Origin of the sequence: Streptomyces sp. NBC_01176, assembly GCF_045039825.1 — a bacterium.
In the GTDB taxonomy this organism is placed as follows: domain Bacteria; phylum Actinomycetota; class Actinomycetes; order Streptomycetales; family Streptomycetaceae; genus Streptomyces.
This window is the reverse complement of sequence record NZ_CP108600.1, coordinates 3,250,902-3,265,507: the sequence shown is the minus strand read 5'-3', so window position 1 is coordinate 3,265,507 and position 14,606 is coordinate 3,250,902. Positions and strand designations below refer to the sequence as shown.

The following is a 14,606-nucleotide window of genomic DNA, read 5'->3' as shown; positions in this document are numbered from 1 at the left end:
TGCGACCAGTGCTCCGCACAGACGTGTGGCCCGCCCCCTCCGGGAGGGGACGGGCCACACGGTCCTACAGGCGTGGTGCGGTTCAGCCGGTCTTCGAGGCGCCGCGGCGGCGCATACCGAAGAAGACCGCTCCGCCGCCGACGACCACGAAGGCACCGGCGATGCCGGCGATCATCGGGGTGTTGGAGTTCGCACCGGTCTCGGCGAGGTTGGAGTCACCGACCGCGGGGGACGGGGCGTTGTCTCCAGGCGTCGCGGGCGCGGCGCTGCTCTCCGACTCCGACGGGGTCGCGGAAGCCGACTCCGAGGGGGCGGGCGAGGAGGAGGTCTCCGACGGCTTCGGCGTCGGAGAGGGCGTCTCCTCGGACTTGCACGCCTTGGAGGGCGTGGTCAGCTGGGGCGTGACGTCCTCGTTGACGATCTTCCCGGCCGTGACGTGGATACGGTACGTGGCGTTGGGCGCCCAGTCCTCGGAGAAGGTGACAGTGGCGCCCTCGCGGGTGCCCTTGACCGTCTCGGAGCCGACCTGGCGGGCGTCCGCGCCGTTGGTCTCGAGGAAGACGGAGACCGTGGCCTCGACGCCGGAGGCGTCGTTGTCGGTCACGGTGATGATGCCCTTCCCGTTGTCGTCGCACGAGGCGACGGCCGAGAAGTCACGGATATTGCAAGCAAGTGCGTTGCCGGCGACACCGAGCGCGAGCGCGGCCGTGGCGGAGGCAACACCGAGGATGCGCACTGAACGTGCGGTACGGCGAGATATGGACACGATTGCCCTTCACAGATTGCGCAACTGCGGGGGGTTTGAGGGGAGTTCTGCTGTGGCAACAGGACTCCCTTAGGCCACACAGGTCTATAAGTGCCAGCTAAGTGCTGTCAATGCATATGCCCTGCCGTGCCGTCGGCTTTGCCATGTCGTTAACCACCGAGGCGTTTGAGAGCCTCCGGAGCGTCCTCGATCCGGTCCACCAGAGCGATCCGGGACTCCATCGACCGCTCACGGGCGAGGGACTGGAGGAGGGGCCAGGTGGGGTGCCGCTCGGTCCAGTGCGCGCGGTCCACGAGCACCATCGGGGTGGGCTCCCCGCGCGACTCGTAGTAGTTCGGGGTCGCGTTGTCGAAGATCTCCTGTACGGTCCCGGCCGCACCCGGCAGGAAGACGACGCCGGCGTTCGAGCGGGCCAACAGCCCGTCCTCACGGGTCGCGTTGGCGAAGTACTTGGCGATGTGCGCGGCGAACGGGTTCGGCGGCTCGTGACCGTAGAACCAGGTCGGGATGCCCACCGAGGCGCCACCGGCGGGCCAGCGTTCCCGCACCGTGAACGCGGCCCGCGCCCAGTCGGTGACCGAGGGCCGGAACGACGGCGCCCCGGCGAGCAGCCGGAGTGCCTCGGTGAGCATCGTGTCGTCGAACGGGGCCGCGTACGCGCCGAGGTTCGCGGCCTCCATCGCGCCCGGCCCGCCGCCGGTGGCCACCATGAGGCCGGAGCGCGCCAGTTCGCGGCCGAGCAGCGCCGCGCCCTCGTACGCCCGGGTGCCGCGCGCCATGGCGTGGCCGCCCATGACGCCGACCACCCTTGTGCCGAGGAGGAGTTCGTCGAGGGCGTCCGACACCGCGTCGTCGTGGATCGAGCGGAGCATCGACGCGAAGACGTCGCCGTCGGCCTTGGTCTGCTGGAACCAGGCGTACGTACGGGCGTCCGGTGTCGCCTCGTACCCGGCGTCGAGGGACTCGAAGAGCTCGTCGGGGGAGTGGAGCAGTCCCCGGTACGGATCGAAGGGCAGCCCCGGTATGGGCGGGAAGACCAGCGCGCCCGTGGCTCTCACCCGGGCCGCGGCGCGGGGATCCATCGGGCAGCCGAGGAAGACGGCGCCCGAGGTGTCCAGGGAGAGCAGGGTGTCCGTACGGTCCGTCAGATCCACGGACTGGACGCGGAACCGGGTGAGCGAGCCGCGCTCGGAGACGACCTCGTCGAACTCGGCGAGGGACTCGATCTCACGGTCGTGCCCGGCGTGGAAGGGAGGTGGCTGCACGCGGCCATGCTAGGGGGTGGGCCAGAACGGGGCCGGGGGCGGGGCGTTGGCGGCCGTGGGCATCAGGCCACGACGGCCGCCGGGTCCGGGCGCCCGGGACACTCAGCCCTGGACGGCCGCCGGGTCCATCCACATGACCTCCCAGGTGTGGCCGTCCGGGTCGTCGAAGGAGCGGCCGTACATGTAGCCGTGGTCCTGGGCCTCCCGGGTGCCCGAACCGCCCGCCGAGAGGGCCTTGTCGCACAGCTCGTCCACCTTCTCGCGGCTCTCGGCGCTCAGACACAGCAGCACCTCGCTGGTCCGGGACGGGTCCGCGATCTCCTTCTTCGTGAAGTCCGCGTAGCGCTGCTTGCTCAGCAGCATCGCGACGATCGTGTCGCTGATGACGACGCAGGCGCAGTCGTCCGTCGAGAACTGCGGGTTGATCGTGTAGCCGAGCTCGGTGAAGAACTTCTTCGAGGCGTCGACGTCGTTCACGGCGAGGTTCACGAAGATCATCTGCTGGTACATGAGCGGTCTCTCCCGGTGGGGGTGAAGTCGTGTGCCGTACGGAGAGGTGGACCGTCCGTCCGCGCGGAACTCATCGGTCGTGGCGACGACGTTTCGTACCTCTGTTCAGCGGGCCAGCGGCATCGCGGCCAGCTCCGCGACCAGCCAGGTCAGCGGGCCGAACACGGCGAGCAGTACGCCCGCGCGCAGCAGCGCCGCGCTGCGCAGCACCGAGGCGGGCGCCCCCAGCCGCAGCAGCGCCGCCGTGGTGTCGGCACGCACCTGCTTGGTCTCCAGCGCCGCCGTGAACAGCGTCGCGACGGCGCACCCGGCCACGAGCAGCGCTCCGAGCGTGCTGAGCGGCCCGATCGAGGGCCGCGCTCCCGCGTACACGGTCGCCACGGCGTACGCGCCCGACGCCACCGCGCACACCACTCCCAGCGGGCGCCCGATGCGCCGGGCCTCCCCCTGGAGACCGCGCCCGGCGAGCAGGCGCAGGGCGCCGGGGCGCACGGCCTGGAGCAGCCATCCGCACAGGTGGGTGATCGCGGGTCCGGCCAGGGCCAGTCCCACCGCGGTGAGGGCCCAGCCGCCCAGCACCCCGGCGGGGCTGCCCGCGAACCGGCTCGTCAGGTCGGAACCGGGTGCCGCTCCGGAACGGCTCGCGTACGACTCCACGGCGAGCCCCGCCGCGATGACGGCGGTGCCCCAGGGCAGTCCGGCGGGCGCGGGCAGCGGAGGCGCGAGCGGCTGCGGGTCCGGCGGGAGTTCCGGGTGGTCGGCGTCCGGGGCGGACCCGGCCGTCACGGGAGCGGAGTCCCCGGACGTGCCGGGGGCTCCCACGACGGTGGCCCGCGGCCGGCCCGCCCGGCCGCGGCCGACGCTGCGCGGGCGCAGTGCGACCGCGCTGGCGAGGGACGCGGCGAGCGGCACCAGGAGCAGCAGGGTCAGGGCCGCGGGCAGCGGCAGTGGCTGGTCCGCGGCGAGGAAGTCCGTCGCGGAGCCGTCGAAGGGCATGCCCGTCAGATCGCCGCGCAGGTGCAGGAAGACGAGCAGCGCGAGCATCGAGCCCAGCGTGGTCGACAGGGCGGTGGTCACCGCCGAGACGGCCATCAGACGCCCGGGTCCGAGTCCGACCGCCGCGAGCCCGGGGCGGGGCCGGGTCCCCGGATCCGTACGGGCGACCGCGACCGCGAGATGGACGCTGGCGGCGACGGGCGCGAGGCACCACAGCAGCCGGAGCACCGAGCCGGTCGAGGCGTCGGGATGCGCCATGGCGTATCCCAGCGCGCTCAGCAGCAGGAAGCCGGTGCCCGCCGACGCGGCGGCGACCAGCAGCCTGCGCAGCTGGACCAGGGGATGTGTCCCGCGGGCTAGACGGAGAGCGAGCACGCGGCCCGGCCTTCCGTCTCGGTGACCGGGGGCAGGTGGACGGTGTTCACACGCCGTCCGTCGAGCAGCGTGATGGCGCGGTCGGCGAGGGCCGCGGTGTCCGCGTCGTGCGTGGCGAGGACCACCGTGATGCCGTGCGAGCGGGCGGCGGTGGTGAGGGTGCGCAGCACGTGGGCGCGGTCGGCGCGGTGCAGCGGGGCGGTCGGCTCGTCGGCGAAGAGCACCTGGGGGGCGGGCACGAGCGCGCGGGCGATGGCGACGCGCTGCCGCTCGGCCTGGAGCAGGGCGTGCGGCCGCTTGCGGGCGCAGTCGCCGATGTCCAGGCGTTCGAGCCACTCCAGGGCGGCGGTCTTCGCGGCCCGGCGGCCGGAACCGCGCAGCATCAGGGGCAGCGCCGCGTTCTCCCAGGAGTTCAGCTCGGGCACGAGGACGGGCACGGGGTCGATCCAGCCGAAGCGGTCGCGGCGCAGGCGCTCACGGGCCAGTGCGCCCATGGTGTGCACGGGCACGCTGTTGAACCAGACCTCACCCTGCTGCGGCAGGAGCTGCCCGGACAGGCACTGGAGCAGTGTGGTCTTGCCGCTGCCGCGCGGGCCTCCGACGGCGAGGATCTCGCCCTCGCGGACGCCGAGCGAGACACCGCTGAGCGCGGGCGAGCCGTTGTGCTTGACGTGCAGGGCGCGTGCCCAGAGCACGTCGTTGTCCGGCGGGGCCACCATCGCGTACACCTCGTTCAGATCTGATTTGCGCTGCCAATCCCCCGGACGGGGGAACGAAGGCAGGGCCGATCGGTCACTGGGCACGCTAGGGAGTCGGGGGCGGGAGGCCGGACAGCACGCGGCCCCGGGGCGCCCATTCTCACTCGAACGGGCGCCCCGGGGCCGTTGTGGATCAGCCGGGCGGAATCAGAGCTTCGCCCACGCCTCCGTCAGCACCTGACGGACGATCCCCTCGATCTCGTCGAAGGTCGACTGGTCGGAGATCAGCGGCGGCGACAGCTGGATCACCGGGTCGCCCCGGTCGTCGGCGCGGCAGTAGAGGCCGTACTCGAAGAGCTTCTTGGAGACGAAGCCGTAGAGCACGCGCTCCGACTCCTCGTCCGTGAAGGTCTCCTTGGTGGCCTTGTCCTTCACGAGCTCGATGCCGTAGAAGAAGCCGTTGCCGCGGACGTCGCCGACGATCGGCAGGTCGTGCAGCTTCTGCAGGGTCTGCAGGAAGTTGGCCTCGTTGTCGAGCACGTGCTGGTTGAGACCCTCGCGCTCGAACAGGTCGAGGTTGGCGAGACCCACCGCGGCGGAGACCGGGTGGCCGCCGAAGGTGTAGCCGTGCAGGAAGGTGTTGTCGCCCTGGTAGAACGGCTCGGCGATCCGGTCGGAGACGATGCACGCGCCGATCGGGGAGTAGCCCGAGGTCATGCCCTTGGCGCAGGTGATCATGTCCGGTACGTAGCCGAACTTGTCGCAGCCGAACATCGTGCCGAGGCGGCCGAAGGCGCAGATGACCTCGTCCGACACCAGCAGCACGTCGTACTGGTCGCAGATCTCGCGCACCCGCTGGAAGTAGCCGGGCGGCGGCGGGAAGCAGCCGCCGGCGTTCTGCACCGGCTCCAGGAAGACCGCGGCGACGGTCTCCGGGCCCTCGAAGAGGATCTCCTGCTCGATCTGGTCGGCGGCCCAGCGGCCGTAGGCCTCGGGGTCGTCGCCGAAGAGCGGGGCGCGGTAGATGTTGGTGTTCGGGACCTTGTGGGCACCGGGGACCAGCGGCTCGAAGGGGGCCTTCAGGGCCGGCAGGCCGGTGATCGACAGGGCGCCCTGCGGGGTGCCGTGGTAGGCGACCGCACGCGAGATGACCTTGTACTTGGTCGGCTTGCCCTGGAGCTTGAAGTACTGCTTGGCGAGCTTCCACGCGGTCTCGACGGCCTCGCCGCCGCCGGTGGTGAAGAAGACCTTGTTCAGGTCGCCCGGCGCGTAGTCGGCGAGGCGCTCGGCGAGCTCGATGGCCTTGGGGTGGGCGTAGGACCACACCGGGAAGAAGGCCAGCTCCTGCGCCTGCTTGAACGCCGTCTCCGCGAGTTCGGTGCGGCCGTGGCCCGCCTGGACCACGAACAGACCCGCGAGACCGTCGAGGTAGCGCTTGCCCTTGTCGTCGTAGATGTAGGTGCCCTCACCACGGACGATGGTGGGAACGGGCGCGTTCTCGTACGAGGACATGCGGGTGAAGTGCATCCACAGGTGGTCGTACGCGGTTCGGCTGAGGTCCTTGCTCACGGCTATCGGGTTCCCCACATGTAGGTCTGTTTCTTGAGCTTCAGGTAGACGAAGCTCTCGGTGGAGCGCACGGCGGGCAGCGCCCGGATGCGTTTGTTGATGACGTCCAGCAGGTGGTCGTCGTCCTCGCAGACGACCTCGGCGAGGATGTCGAACGAGCCCGCGGTCATCACCACGTACTCGACTTCCGGCATGGCGGTCAGCGCTTCGGCCACCGGGTCGAGGTCGCCCTCGACGTTGACGCCGACCATCGCCTGCCGGCGGAAGCCCACGGTGAGCGGGTCCGTGACGGCGACGATCTGCATCACGCCCTGGTCGAGCAGCTTCTGCACGCGCTGGCGCACGGCCGCCTCGGACAGGCCCACGGCCTTGCCTATGGCGGCGTACGGGCGGCGTCCGTCCTGCTGGAGCTGCTCGATGATGGCGAGGGACACGGAGTCCAGCTGGGGACTGCCGTTCCTGGACTCGCGGGTGGAGTCCCTGGGGTCTGCGCTTCGACTGGCCACGACCTCACTGTGCACGACGTCTCGACGGTTCCGCAAGGCTGTAGCGATGAAATTCGTTGTTTGCGGGGACGTTGCTTGCGGATTTCGCAGTCGAGGGGTCGCCGGGGGTGTTGAAAACGTGGAGGCACGGATTAGTGTGGGTGTCTCAGTGATTGGACACCCGAACTTGGAGGGCCGGCAGTGAGCACCGAGCTGCGTCGTCTGCGCAATTACATCGACGGTGAGTTCCGGGACGCCGCCGACGGGCGGACCACCGAGGTCGTCAACCCCGCGACCGGCGAGGCGTACGCGACCGCGCCGCTGTCCGGTCAGGCGGACGTGGACGCCGCGATGGCGGCCGCCGCGGCGGCCTTCCCGGCCTGGCGCGACCAGACCCCCGCCGAGCGCCAGAAGGCCCTCCTGAAGATCGCGGACGCGTTCGAGGAGCGGGCCGAGGACCTCATCGCGGCCGAGGTGGAGAACACCGGCAAGCCGATCGGACTGACCCGGTCCGAGGAAATCCCGCCCATGGTCGACCAGATCCGCTTCTTCGCGGGCGCGGCGCGGATGCTCGAGGGCCGCTCGGCCGGCGAGTACATGGAGGGCATGACCTCCATCGTCCGCCGTGAGCCGGTCGGCGTCTGCGCGCAGGTCGCGCCGTGGAACTACCCGATGATGATGGCGGTGTGGAAGTTCGCGCCGGCCCTCGCGGCGGGCAACACGGTCGTCCTCAAGCCCTCGGACACCACCCCCGCCTCCACCGTCCTGATCGCCGACATCATCGGCGGCATCCTCCCCAAGGGCGTCTTCAACGTCATCTGCGGCGACCGCGACACCGGCCGCGCGATGGTCGAGCACCCGACCCCGGCGATGGCCTCGATCACCGGCTCGGTGCGCGCGGGCATGTCGGTCGCCGAGTCGGCGTCCAGGGACCTGAAGCGGGTCCACCTGGAGCTCGGCGGCAAGGCCCCGGTCGTGGTCTTCGCGGACACCGACATCACCAAGGCCGTGGAGGACATCTCGGTCGCGGGCTTCTTCAACGCCGGCCAGGACTGCACGGCCGCCACCCGTGTCCTGGTCCAGGAGGGCATCCACGACGAGTTCGTGGCCGCGCTCGCCAAGGCCGCGGCCGAGACCAAGACCGGTCAGCCGGACGACGAGGACGTGCTCTACGGCCCGCTGAACAACCCCAACCAGCTCCAGCAGGTGACCGGGTTCATCGAGCGGCTGCCCGCCCACGCGAAGGTGGAGGCCGGCGGCCACCGCGTCGGCGAGAAGGGCTTCTTCTACGCACCGACCGTCGTCTCGGGCCTGAAGCAGGACGACGAGATCATCCAGAACGAGGTCTTCGGACCGGTCATCACCGTCCAGTCCTTCACCGACGAGGCCCAGGCCATCGAGTGGGCGAACGGCGTGGACTACGCCCTCGCGTCCTCCGTCTGGACGAAGGACCACGGCCGGGCGATGCGGCTGTCCAAGGCCCTCGACTTCGGCTGCGTGTGGATCAACACCCACATCCCGCTGGTCGCCGAGATGCCGCACGGCGGCTTCAAGAAGTCGGGCTACGGCAAGGACCTGTCGGGGTACGGCTTCGAGGACTACACCCGGATCAAGCACGTGATGACGTCGCTGGAGGCGTAGCCCCGGGCGCCGGGGCAGGGCCCCGGGCGGTCGGCGCGCGGCCCCGGACGGTGTGATCCGTCCGGGGCCGCGGCGTTTCCTTTTCCTCCGTGCCGGCGCGGAGACGCGCGGTGCGCGGCGCTCGGTGCCGATTGCCGGTTGGCGGTCGGCGGTCGTGAGCGGCGTGCGCGGGGGAGCAGGGGTGTACGGGGCGAAGGGCTCGCCCCGGGGGAACGGCGGCGCGGCATACTGGACGGTATGCGTGTGCTGGTGGTCGAGCGGCACGACGAGCTCTCCGGGACCCGGGCTGCCGCGCTGTGCCGGGAGCGCGGGGCGGCGTACCCGGCACCGTACGGTCCCACCGCCTCGGAGTGCGCGGAGGGCGGCGGTCGCGAAGCCGCGGAGGGTGGCGGTCGCGAAGCCGTCGTACGCGAACTCGACGCCGCCGCACGGATCGTGGGCCTGCGTCACGGCCACAGCCCCCGTCCCGGCGGCCGGTGCCGGAACGACACCGTACGGAGCGACCGTCCGGCGCGCCTTGATCGACAGGGTGTCGGTTCGGCGGGCCAGTGCTCGACGCAGCGTCCATTGTCGCGGCGTTCCCGGGAACGGGATGCTGCCCGCGTGCCCGTGATGCGGAAGACCCCGACCCTGTCCCGCCGGTCCCTGCTGCGCGCCCTGGGCGGGGGTGCGGCGCTCGGCGCCCTGGCGGGATGCGGGGTGCCCGCCGCGTACGTGTCGCCCGGTGACCGTGCCGGAGTCGACCTCTCCGCCCGCGACAAACGGCTGACCTGGGCGAACTGGCCGCTCTACATCGACACCGACGACAAGGACCACACGAAGCGGCCCACGCTGGACGCCTTCGAGAAGCGCACCGGGATCTCCGTCGACTACATCGAGGAGATCAACGACAACGACGAGTTCTTCGGCAAGATCAGCCCGTCCCTGATGAACCACCAGCAGACGGGCCGCGACCTCATCGTCATCAGCGACTGGATGTGCGCGCGCTTCGTCCACCTCGGCTGGGTCCAGCGGATGAACCGGGCCGAGCAGTCGAACGTCGCCAAGTACCTGGACCCGCTGCTGAGTTCACCCGCCTTCGACCCCGGTCGCAGGTCCACCGTGCCGTGGCAGTCGGGGATCACCGGCATCGCGTACAACCGCCGCAAGGTCGGCCGCGAGATCAGGCACGTCTCCGACCTGTGGGCCGGCGACCTGAAGGGCCGGGTCACCCTGCTCTCCGGTCTGGACGAGGCGTTCGCGCTGCTCATGCAGGGCAACGGTGTCGACATCACCCGGTGGACCGCCGACGACTTCCACCGGATCTGCGACCAGGTCGAGAGGCACGTCCACAGCGGCCAGATCCGGCGCTTCACCGGCAACGACTACACCAAGGACCTGGTCAGCGGGGACGTACTGGCCTGCCAGGCGTACTCGGGCGACGTGATCCAGCTCCAGGCCGACAACCCGGACATCCGCTTCGTCGTCCCCGAGGAGGGCGCCGAACTGTGGTCCGACTCGCTGATGATCCCCAACCTGGCGCACCACAAGGCCAACGCGGAGAAGCTCGTCGACTACTACTACCAGCCGGAGGTGGCCGCGGAACTGGCCTCCTGGGTCAACTACGTCTGCCCGGTCCCGGCCGCCCAGGACGTCCTCGCCTCCTCCGGCGACAAGGACACCGCCGCCCTCGCCGAGAACCCGCTGATCTTCCCCAACGCCACCATGCGCAAGCGGCTCGCCATCGCCCGCGACATCACGTCCACCGAACGCACGGAGTTCGCGAAGCGCTGGAACGCGATCGCGGGCCTGTGACGCCGGCCGGTGTCCACCGGCCGTCCTTCGCATCCGGGCCGGCCCTCACCGAACAGGGCGCGGCGGCGCATCGGTTCAGGGGACCTGCGCGGACGTATCGGTGCCGGACGTGCCGGTGCTCTGCCCCTGGTTGACGACCCCGAAGGGAATGTGGACGCTCGGGGTCGTCTGGGACGTTCCTTCCAGGTGGATCTCCTGGTCGTCGAAGAAGATGTGGGGCCTCAGCACATCCATGATCGAACTCTTGTCGATGCCGCCGAGGAAGAAGGCGTCATTGACGGTCACTCCCCATTTGTTCAAACTCATTACGGCGCGCTCATGTGCCGGCGCGTTGCGTGCGGTGACGATGGACACGTGAACGCGGATCGTGTAGTCCTCGCTCTCCCTGCGGCGTTCTTCTTCTCTTCGCTGCAGCTTGTTGATCTCGCGCAGGAAGTCCCGCAGGGGGCCCGCGTCGTGAGGGGTGGCCACGTTCATGGTCTCGTGGGCGCGGAATCTCTCTATGCCGTCCTGCCGGAAAACACGTTCCGATTCATCGCCGGCGAGAACGCCGTCGAAGTCGAAGGCGATCCGCAGATCCCTGTCCTCCGGATCGTCGGCGACGGCGGAGCCGAGGACCCGGCCGGCGGGCAGCCCCGCGGCCACGGCCTCCCGGACGTCGTTCTCGTCCGCGGACAGGAACAGTGACATGTGCAGAGCCCGTACGAACTTGTACGGTGCCCGGCCCTGCATGAATATGGCGCGGCTTATCGGCAGGCCATGCGACTTTATGGACCGCATGACGCGAAGCCCCGTATCGGGGTCGTTGCGGGACAGGATGATCACTTCGACCAGAGGGTCGTCCTCCGGATTCAGGTCGTTCAGCGACAGGATGCGGCGAATGAAAGAGAAGGCGACACCGGGTCGCAGGGTGTCGTCGAGATGGGCTCGCTGATAGGTGCGATAACCCTTCTCGCCTTCCTTCCGGAATACCCCGTCGGACTCCGCGAGGTCGAAGAGTGCGCTCGAGGCTATTCCGATGACCAGCCGGTTTTCGAGGCTATAGGGCGGCATGACGAATTCCCTTACGTGCCGGAAGGATATGCGGGGGCGTCTTCTCGTGCGCTTTCGGTCCGTGCCCCTTCGGCCCGGCGGCGCGCCCGCTCCGGCGGGGCGATCGAAGAGGCGATCGAAGGGGGGACCGAAGGGGCGACCGACCGGGTCCGCGTGGTGCGGCGCGTGCCGGTCCGGCGACGACCGGTGCGGAGACTCGCACGCTCGGTCCAGGCCCACCGACACGGAAGGCGAATCCCATGCCCACCCCTTTCCCCCGGGGGCTCAGTGTGGCACCGACCGACGCTTCGAGGGCAGGTGCGCCGGGCCACGGGCCCGGCCGGGCCCGGCTCGCCACGACCACGGTCCCGCGGTCGGATCGGAGCCTTCGGGGCCGTCCGCACCCCGGCGTCGGCGCCTTTGCCCGTTCTTTACAACCCGGTCCGCCGCTGTCTCGTCTCTCCGCTCGATCCACCACACAGCCCCCCGGGTGACCGGGTGGGCGGTCCGAGGAAAGAGAGCGATTCATGCGCCGAACAGTCCTGAGCGCCGTGGCCCTCGCGTGCCTGGCCGTGCCGGTGGGCACGGTGTCCGCGTTCGCCGACGGGGCGAGCCCGAGCGCCCGCCCCAGCGCCACCACCGCCCCGGCCCCCAGCGCCGAACCCAGCCGGGCGCCGGGCGGCAGCACCCGGGCCCCGAGCCCCGTACCGAGCCGGGCGTCGACCCCGGGCCAGGTCGCCGTCGTACCGAACGGCGCGCCCGACACCGGTGTGGCGCCGACGTCCACGGGGTCCGGATCGCAGGGCACGCTGATCGGCGGGGGCGCCGCCGCGGTGCTCGTCGGCGGAGGCGCGGCGGTCCTCCTCGTACGCCGCCGGCGGGCGACCGGGGCATGACCTCACCCTCCAGGCGCGCCTTCGCCACCGCCGCGCTGGCCTCGCTGCTCGTGAGCTGCGGTGGCCACCCGGCGAACCGGACCACGACGACCCCGCGCCGGGGAACCACGCCACCGTCCACGCCACCGCCGTCACGGCACTCCGCGAACGCGGCGCGTGCCCTGCGGCGTTCGGCCCCGGTCAGGCTGCGGATCCCGGCCATCGAGGTCGACACCCCGCTCATCCGGCTGGGGCTGACCCCGGGCGGCGGTGTGGAGGTGCCCCCGGTCACGGCACACGACCGGGCGGGCTGGTACCAGTTCTCGCCGACGCCGGGTCAGACCGGTCCGTCGGTGATCCTCGGTCACGTCACGGTCGGCGCCTACGGGGACGGGGTCTTCCGGCACCTCGGCCGGCTGCGCCGGGGCGACCGTGTCGAGGCGCGTCTGGAGAACGGCACGACGGCGGTGTTCACCGTCGACTCCGTACGCACGGTCGCCAAGGCGGAGTTCCCGGCGGACGCGGTCTACGGGGACGTGGACCGTCCGGAGCTGCGGCTCATCACCTGCGGCGGCCGGCGCACCGGTGACGGATACCTCGACAACGTGATCGTGTTCGCCACGCTGAGCTCCGCGAGCCGCTGACCCGCGCGGTCCCACGGGCCGCCGCCCCTGCCCCTCCGCCGCCAGGATCCCGGGCCGCTGGACCTTGTGCCGACGGCCCGGGATCCTTCCCCACGAGTGACCCACGACCATGGAGAGCGTTGAAACGGACCCGCGAGAAGGCCGCGTCCGAGCTGTTCGCCGCCCTCTATCCGCGCCTCGCCGGCTGGTGCCGTCGTTTGGTCGACGACGACGAGACGGCCCACGAGATCGCCTCGGAGGCGTTCACCCGGCTCTGGGCCCGCTGGACGTCCGTGGCGGAACCCCGCGGATTCCTCTACGTCACCGCGGCCAACCTGGTCCGGGACCACTGGCGCAAGCTCGAACGCGAACGCAGGGCCGTGCACCGTGCCACCGCGGAGGCCGCCGTGCGCCCGGCGATCGAACAGGCCGATCCCTCGGTACGGCTGCTCGTGCAGTCGCTGCCCGAACGACTGCGCGTCCCGATCCTGCTGCACTACTACGCTGACATGCCGATCCGGGAGGTGTCCGTGCTGACCGGGCGCAAGGAAGGAACCATCAAGGCCGATCTCCACGCGGCCCGCGAACTGCTCCGCGCCCATCTGAGGAGAAGCCTTGATCACACGCCCTGACGACGGTCCGGACTTCGAACCCGACGACCCCCTCGCGGTCATCCTGCGGCCCTCGTCCGACTACCTCGGCCCGCCCGCCGGCCGGTACGAGGCGATCCGCCGCGGCGCGGCCCGCCGCAGACTGCTGCGCGCCGCGGCCGGGGCCGGCCTGACCTGTGCCGTCGCCGCCCTCGTCGCGCTGCCCCTGCGCATGACGGCACCCGGCACCCCCGTGTCCCCGAGCGTCCCTCTCGCCCCGCCGCCCGCGAGCAGTCCGCCGCCCCGGAGCACTCCGCCGACCGCGCCCGGTCCGTCGGCGTCGCCGAGCTCCGTCACGCCCCGCCCCGGCGGGAGGACCCGGACCCACCTCCCCAGCGCCCAGACCGGCCGGGCCACCGGCGGCCGCGCGCCGTCCACGACGCCACGCCCGACCCTCTCCTCGCCCTCCGCCATACCGACGCCCGACCCCGGCCGGACCGTCACCACCAGGGGCGGCACGCGGCCGTAGCCCACAACCGGCCCGTTGTGCCCCGCCGGCCCGCCTCACGTCGGCGGCCGCGGGACCGGTGCCCGGGCAGATGCCGAGCGCGGCGGCGCATCCCGCTGGTTTGGTGCGGGAGCCGACGGCGGCTCAGCCCCGTTCGGCTCGGTCCTCGCGCAGGGCGGACAGTGTGCCGACGCGGTTCGTGGTGATCGAGTCGACGCCGAGGTCGAGCAGCCGCCGCATGGAGCGCCGGGTGTCCGGGGTCCACACGGACAGCAGATGACCACCGTGGTGGACCCGGGCGGCGAGGTCCCGGTCGACCAGCGTGAAGCGGTAGTTGAGCCAGCGCGGCCGTACGGCGTCGAGCAGGGCCGGGCGCGGCGGCGCGAGCGTCGTCCAGGTCAGCGCGATCTCCGCGGCGGGGTCGGCGGCGCGCACCGCCAGCATGGCCGGGGCACCCGCGCAGTAGTACACCCGCTCCTCGGCCCCGCACGAGCGGACGACGTCGACGATCCGGCGGACGGCCCCGGCGTCGGGGCCGCCCGGCAGGTCGATCATGATCCGGCTGTCACCGGTCGCCGCGAGGGCCGTTTCCAGTGTCGGCACCCCGCCGCCGGTGAGGCCGCTCACCTCGTCCGCGGAGAGCGCCCGCAGCGGCCGGTCCACTTCCCACAGCCGCTTCAGCGTCTCGTCGTGCAGCAGCACGGGGACGCCGTCGCGGCTGAGCCGTACGTCGATCTCCACGGCGTCCGCGCCCCGTTGGAGCGCGGAACGCAACGAGTCGATCGTGTTCTCACGGACGTGATAGGGGTCGCCGCGATGGGCGACGGCGGTCACGGTGTGCATGGGCCCATTGTGCAGTGAGCCCACGACGCGGTGGGT

The 14,606-nt window shown here is 71.3% G+C and carries 15 protein-coding genes; 6 read left to right on the top strand and 9 right to left on the bottom strand.

The annotated features are described in order from the left end of the window. Nucleotides 1–82: 82 nt before the first annotated feature. The 7 genes from OG199_RS13765 to OG199_RS13735 all read right to left on the bottom strand — a co-directional run bounded on the left by OG199_RS13765 (nt 83) and on the right by OG199_RS13735 (nt 6,700). Nucleotides 83–766, bottom strand: coding sequence for an LAETG motif-containing sortase-dependent surface protein (locus OG199_RS13765; protein ID WP_356808871.1), 684 nt, complete (start codon nt 764–766; stop codon nt 83–85). 149 nt (nt 767–915) lie between these two features. After that, nucleotides 916–2,031: an LOG family protein gene (locus OG199_RS13760; RefSeq protein WP_405829700.1), complete on the bottom strand. Its 1,116-nt coding sequence runs from the start codon at nt 2,029–2,031 to the stop codon at nt 916–918. Nucleotides 2,032–2,133: 102 nt separating this feature from the next. Continuing rightward, nucleotides 2,134–2,541 (bottom strand): VOC family protein, encoded by a 408-nt coding sequence (locus OG199_RS13755; RefSeq protein ID WP_356808873.1) that lies wholly within the window; start codon nt 2,539–2,541, stop codon nt 2,134–2,136. A gap of 105 nt (nt 2,542–2,646) precedes the next feature. Beyond that, complete coding sequence (locus OG199_RS13750) at nt 2,647–3,912, bottom strand: hypothetical protein (RefSeq protein ID WP_405829698.1); 1,266 nt, start codon at nt 3,910–3,912, stop codon at nt 2,647–2,649. Further along, on the bottom strand, nt 3,894–4,631 hold the full coding sequence (locus OG199_RS13745) for an ABC transporter ATP-binding protein (RefSeq protein WP_266701740.1): 738 nt from the start codon (nt 4,629–4,631) through the stop codon (nt 3,894–3,896). Before OG199_RS13745 ends, OG199_RS13750 begins: the two co-directional genes overlap by 19 nt. A gap of 186 nt (nt 4,632–4,817) precedes the next feature. Then, a complete protein-coding gene (locus tag OG199_RS13740) occupies nt 4,818–6,197 on the bottom strand; it encodes an aspartate aminotransferase family protein (RefSeq protein ID WP_356809262.1) in 1,380 nt (459 codons plus the stop codon). Beyond that, nucleotides 6,182–6,700 (bottom strand): Lrp/AsnC family transcriptional regulator, encoded by a 519-nt coding sequence (locus OG199_RS13735; protein ID WP_148010704.1) that lies wholly within the window; start codon nt 6,698–6,700, stop codon nt 6,182–6,184. Before OG199_RS13735 ends, OG199_RS13740 begins: the two co-directional genes overlap by 16 nt. Nucleotides 6,701–6,865: 165 nt before the next feature. Between OG199_RS13735 and OG199_RS13730 the strand changes: the two genes are divergently transcribed. Both OG199_RS13730 and OG199_RS13725 read left to right on the top strand, forming a co-directional pair. Further along, on the top strand, nt 6,866–8,305 hold the full coding sequence (locus tag OG199_RS13730) for a gamma-aminobutyraldehyde dehydrogenase (RefSeq protein WP_266701745.1): 1,440 nt from the start codon (nt 6,866–6,868) through the stop codon (nt 8,303–8,305). 612 nt (nt 8,306–8,917) lie between these two features. Further along, entirely contained in the window at nt 8,918–10,099 is a 1,182-nt protein-coding gene (locus OG199_RS13725) for a spermidine/putrescine ABC transporter substrate-binding protein (RefSeq protein WP_405834535.1), read from the top strand. A 75-nt stretch (nt 10,100–10,174) separates the two neighbouring features. Here the strand turns inward: OG199_RS13725 and OG199_RS13720 are convergent, their stop codons facing one another. Further along, a complete protein-coding gene (locus OG199_RS13720) occupies nt 10,175–11,152 on the bottom strand; it encodes a 5'-nucleotidase (RefSeq protein WP_405834534.1) in 978 nt (325 codons plus the stop codon). A gap of 506 nt (nt 11,153–11,658) precedes the next feature. Between OG199_RS13720 and OG199_RS13715 the strand changes: the two genes are divergently transcribed. From OG199_RS13715 to OG199_RS13700, 4 genes are all read left to right on the top strand, one after another. Beyond that, a complete protein-coding gene (locus tag OG199_RS13715) occupies nt 11,659–12,027 on the top strand; it encodes a sortase-dependent protein (protein WP_401800013.1) in 369 nt (122 codons plus the stop codon). Continuing rightward, complete coding sequence (locus OG199_RS13710; RefSeq protein ID WP_405829695.1) at nt 12,024–12,650, top strand: class F sortase; 627 nt, start codon at nt 12,024–12,026, stop codon at nt 12,648–12,650. Before OG199_RS13715 ends, OG199_RS13710 begins: the two co-directional genes overlap by 4 nt. Nucleotides 12,651–12,769: 119 nt before the next feature. Next, entirely contained in the window at nt 12,770–13,261 is a 492-nt protein-coding gene (locus OG199_RS13705) for an RNA polymerase sigma factor (protein ID WP_356808295.1), read from the top strand. Beyond that, on the top strand, nt 13,245–13,748 hold the full coding sequence (locus OG199_RS13700; protein ID WP_405829693.1) for a hypothetical protein: 504 nt from the start codon (nt 13,245–13,247) through the stop codon (nt 13,746–13,748). Before OG199_RS13705 ends, OG199_RS13700 begins: the two co-directional genes overlap by 17 nt. A 123-nt stretch (nt 13,749–13,871) precedes the next feature. Here the strand turns inward: OG199_RS13700 and OG199_RS13695 are convergent, their stop codons facing one another. Continuing rightward, the gene (locus tag OG199_RS13695; protein ID WP_356808298.1) at nt 13,872–14,570 is read right to left on the bottom strand and encodes a glycerophosphodiester phosphodiesterase; all 699 of its coding nucleotides are present in this window, start codon (nt 14,568–14,570) and stop codon (nt 13,872–13,874) included. Between the last annotated feature and the right edge of the window lie 36 nt (nt 14,571–14,606).

Coding starts and splice junctions, on each gene's coding strand:
- OG199_RS13695 (WP_356808298.1), bottom strand. CDS start 14,570: ATGCACACCGTGACCGCCGTCGCCCATCGCGGCGACCCCTATCACGTC.
- OG199_RS13710 (WP_405829695.1), top strand. CDS start 12,024: ATGACCTCACCCTCCAGGCGCGCCTTCGCCACCGCCGCGCTGGCCTCG.
- OG199_RS13725 (WP_405834535.1), top strand. CDS start 8,918: ATGCGGAAGACCCCGACCCTGTCCCGCCGGTCCCTGCTGCGCGCCCTG.
- OG199_RS13720 (WP_405834534.1), bottom strand. CDS start 11,152: ATGCCGCCCTATAGCCTCGAAAACCGGCTGGTCATCGGAATAGCCTCG.
- OG199_RS13715 (WP_401800013.1), top strand. CDS start 11,659: ATGCGCCGAACAGTCCTGAGCGCCGTGGCCCTCGCGTGCCTGGCCGTG.
- OG199_RS13745 (WP_266701740.1), bottom strand. CDS start 4,631: ATGGTGGCCCCGCCGGACAACGACGTGCTCTGGGCACGCGCCCTGCAC.
- OG199_RS13755 (WP_356808873.1), bottom strand. CDS start 2,541: ATGTACCAGCAGATGATCTTCGTGAACCTCGCCGTGAACGACGTCGAC.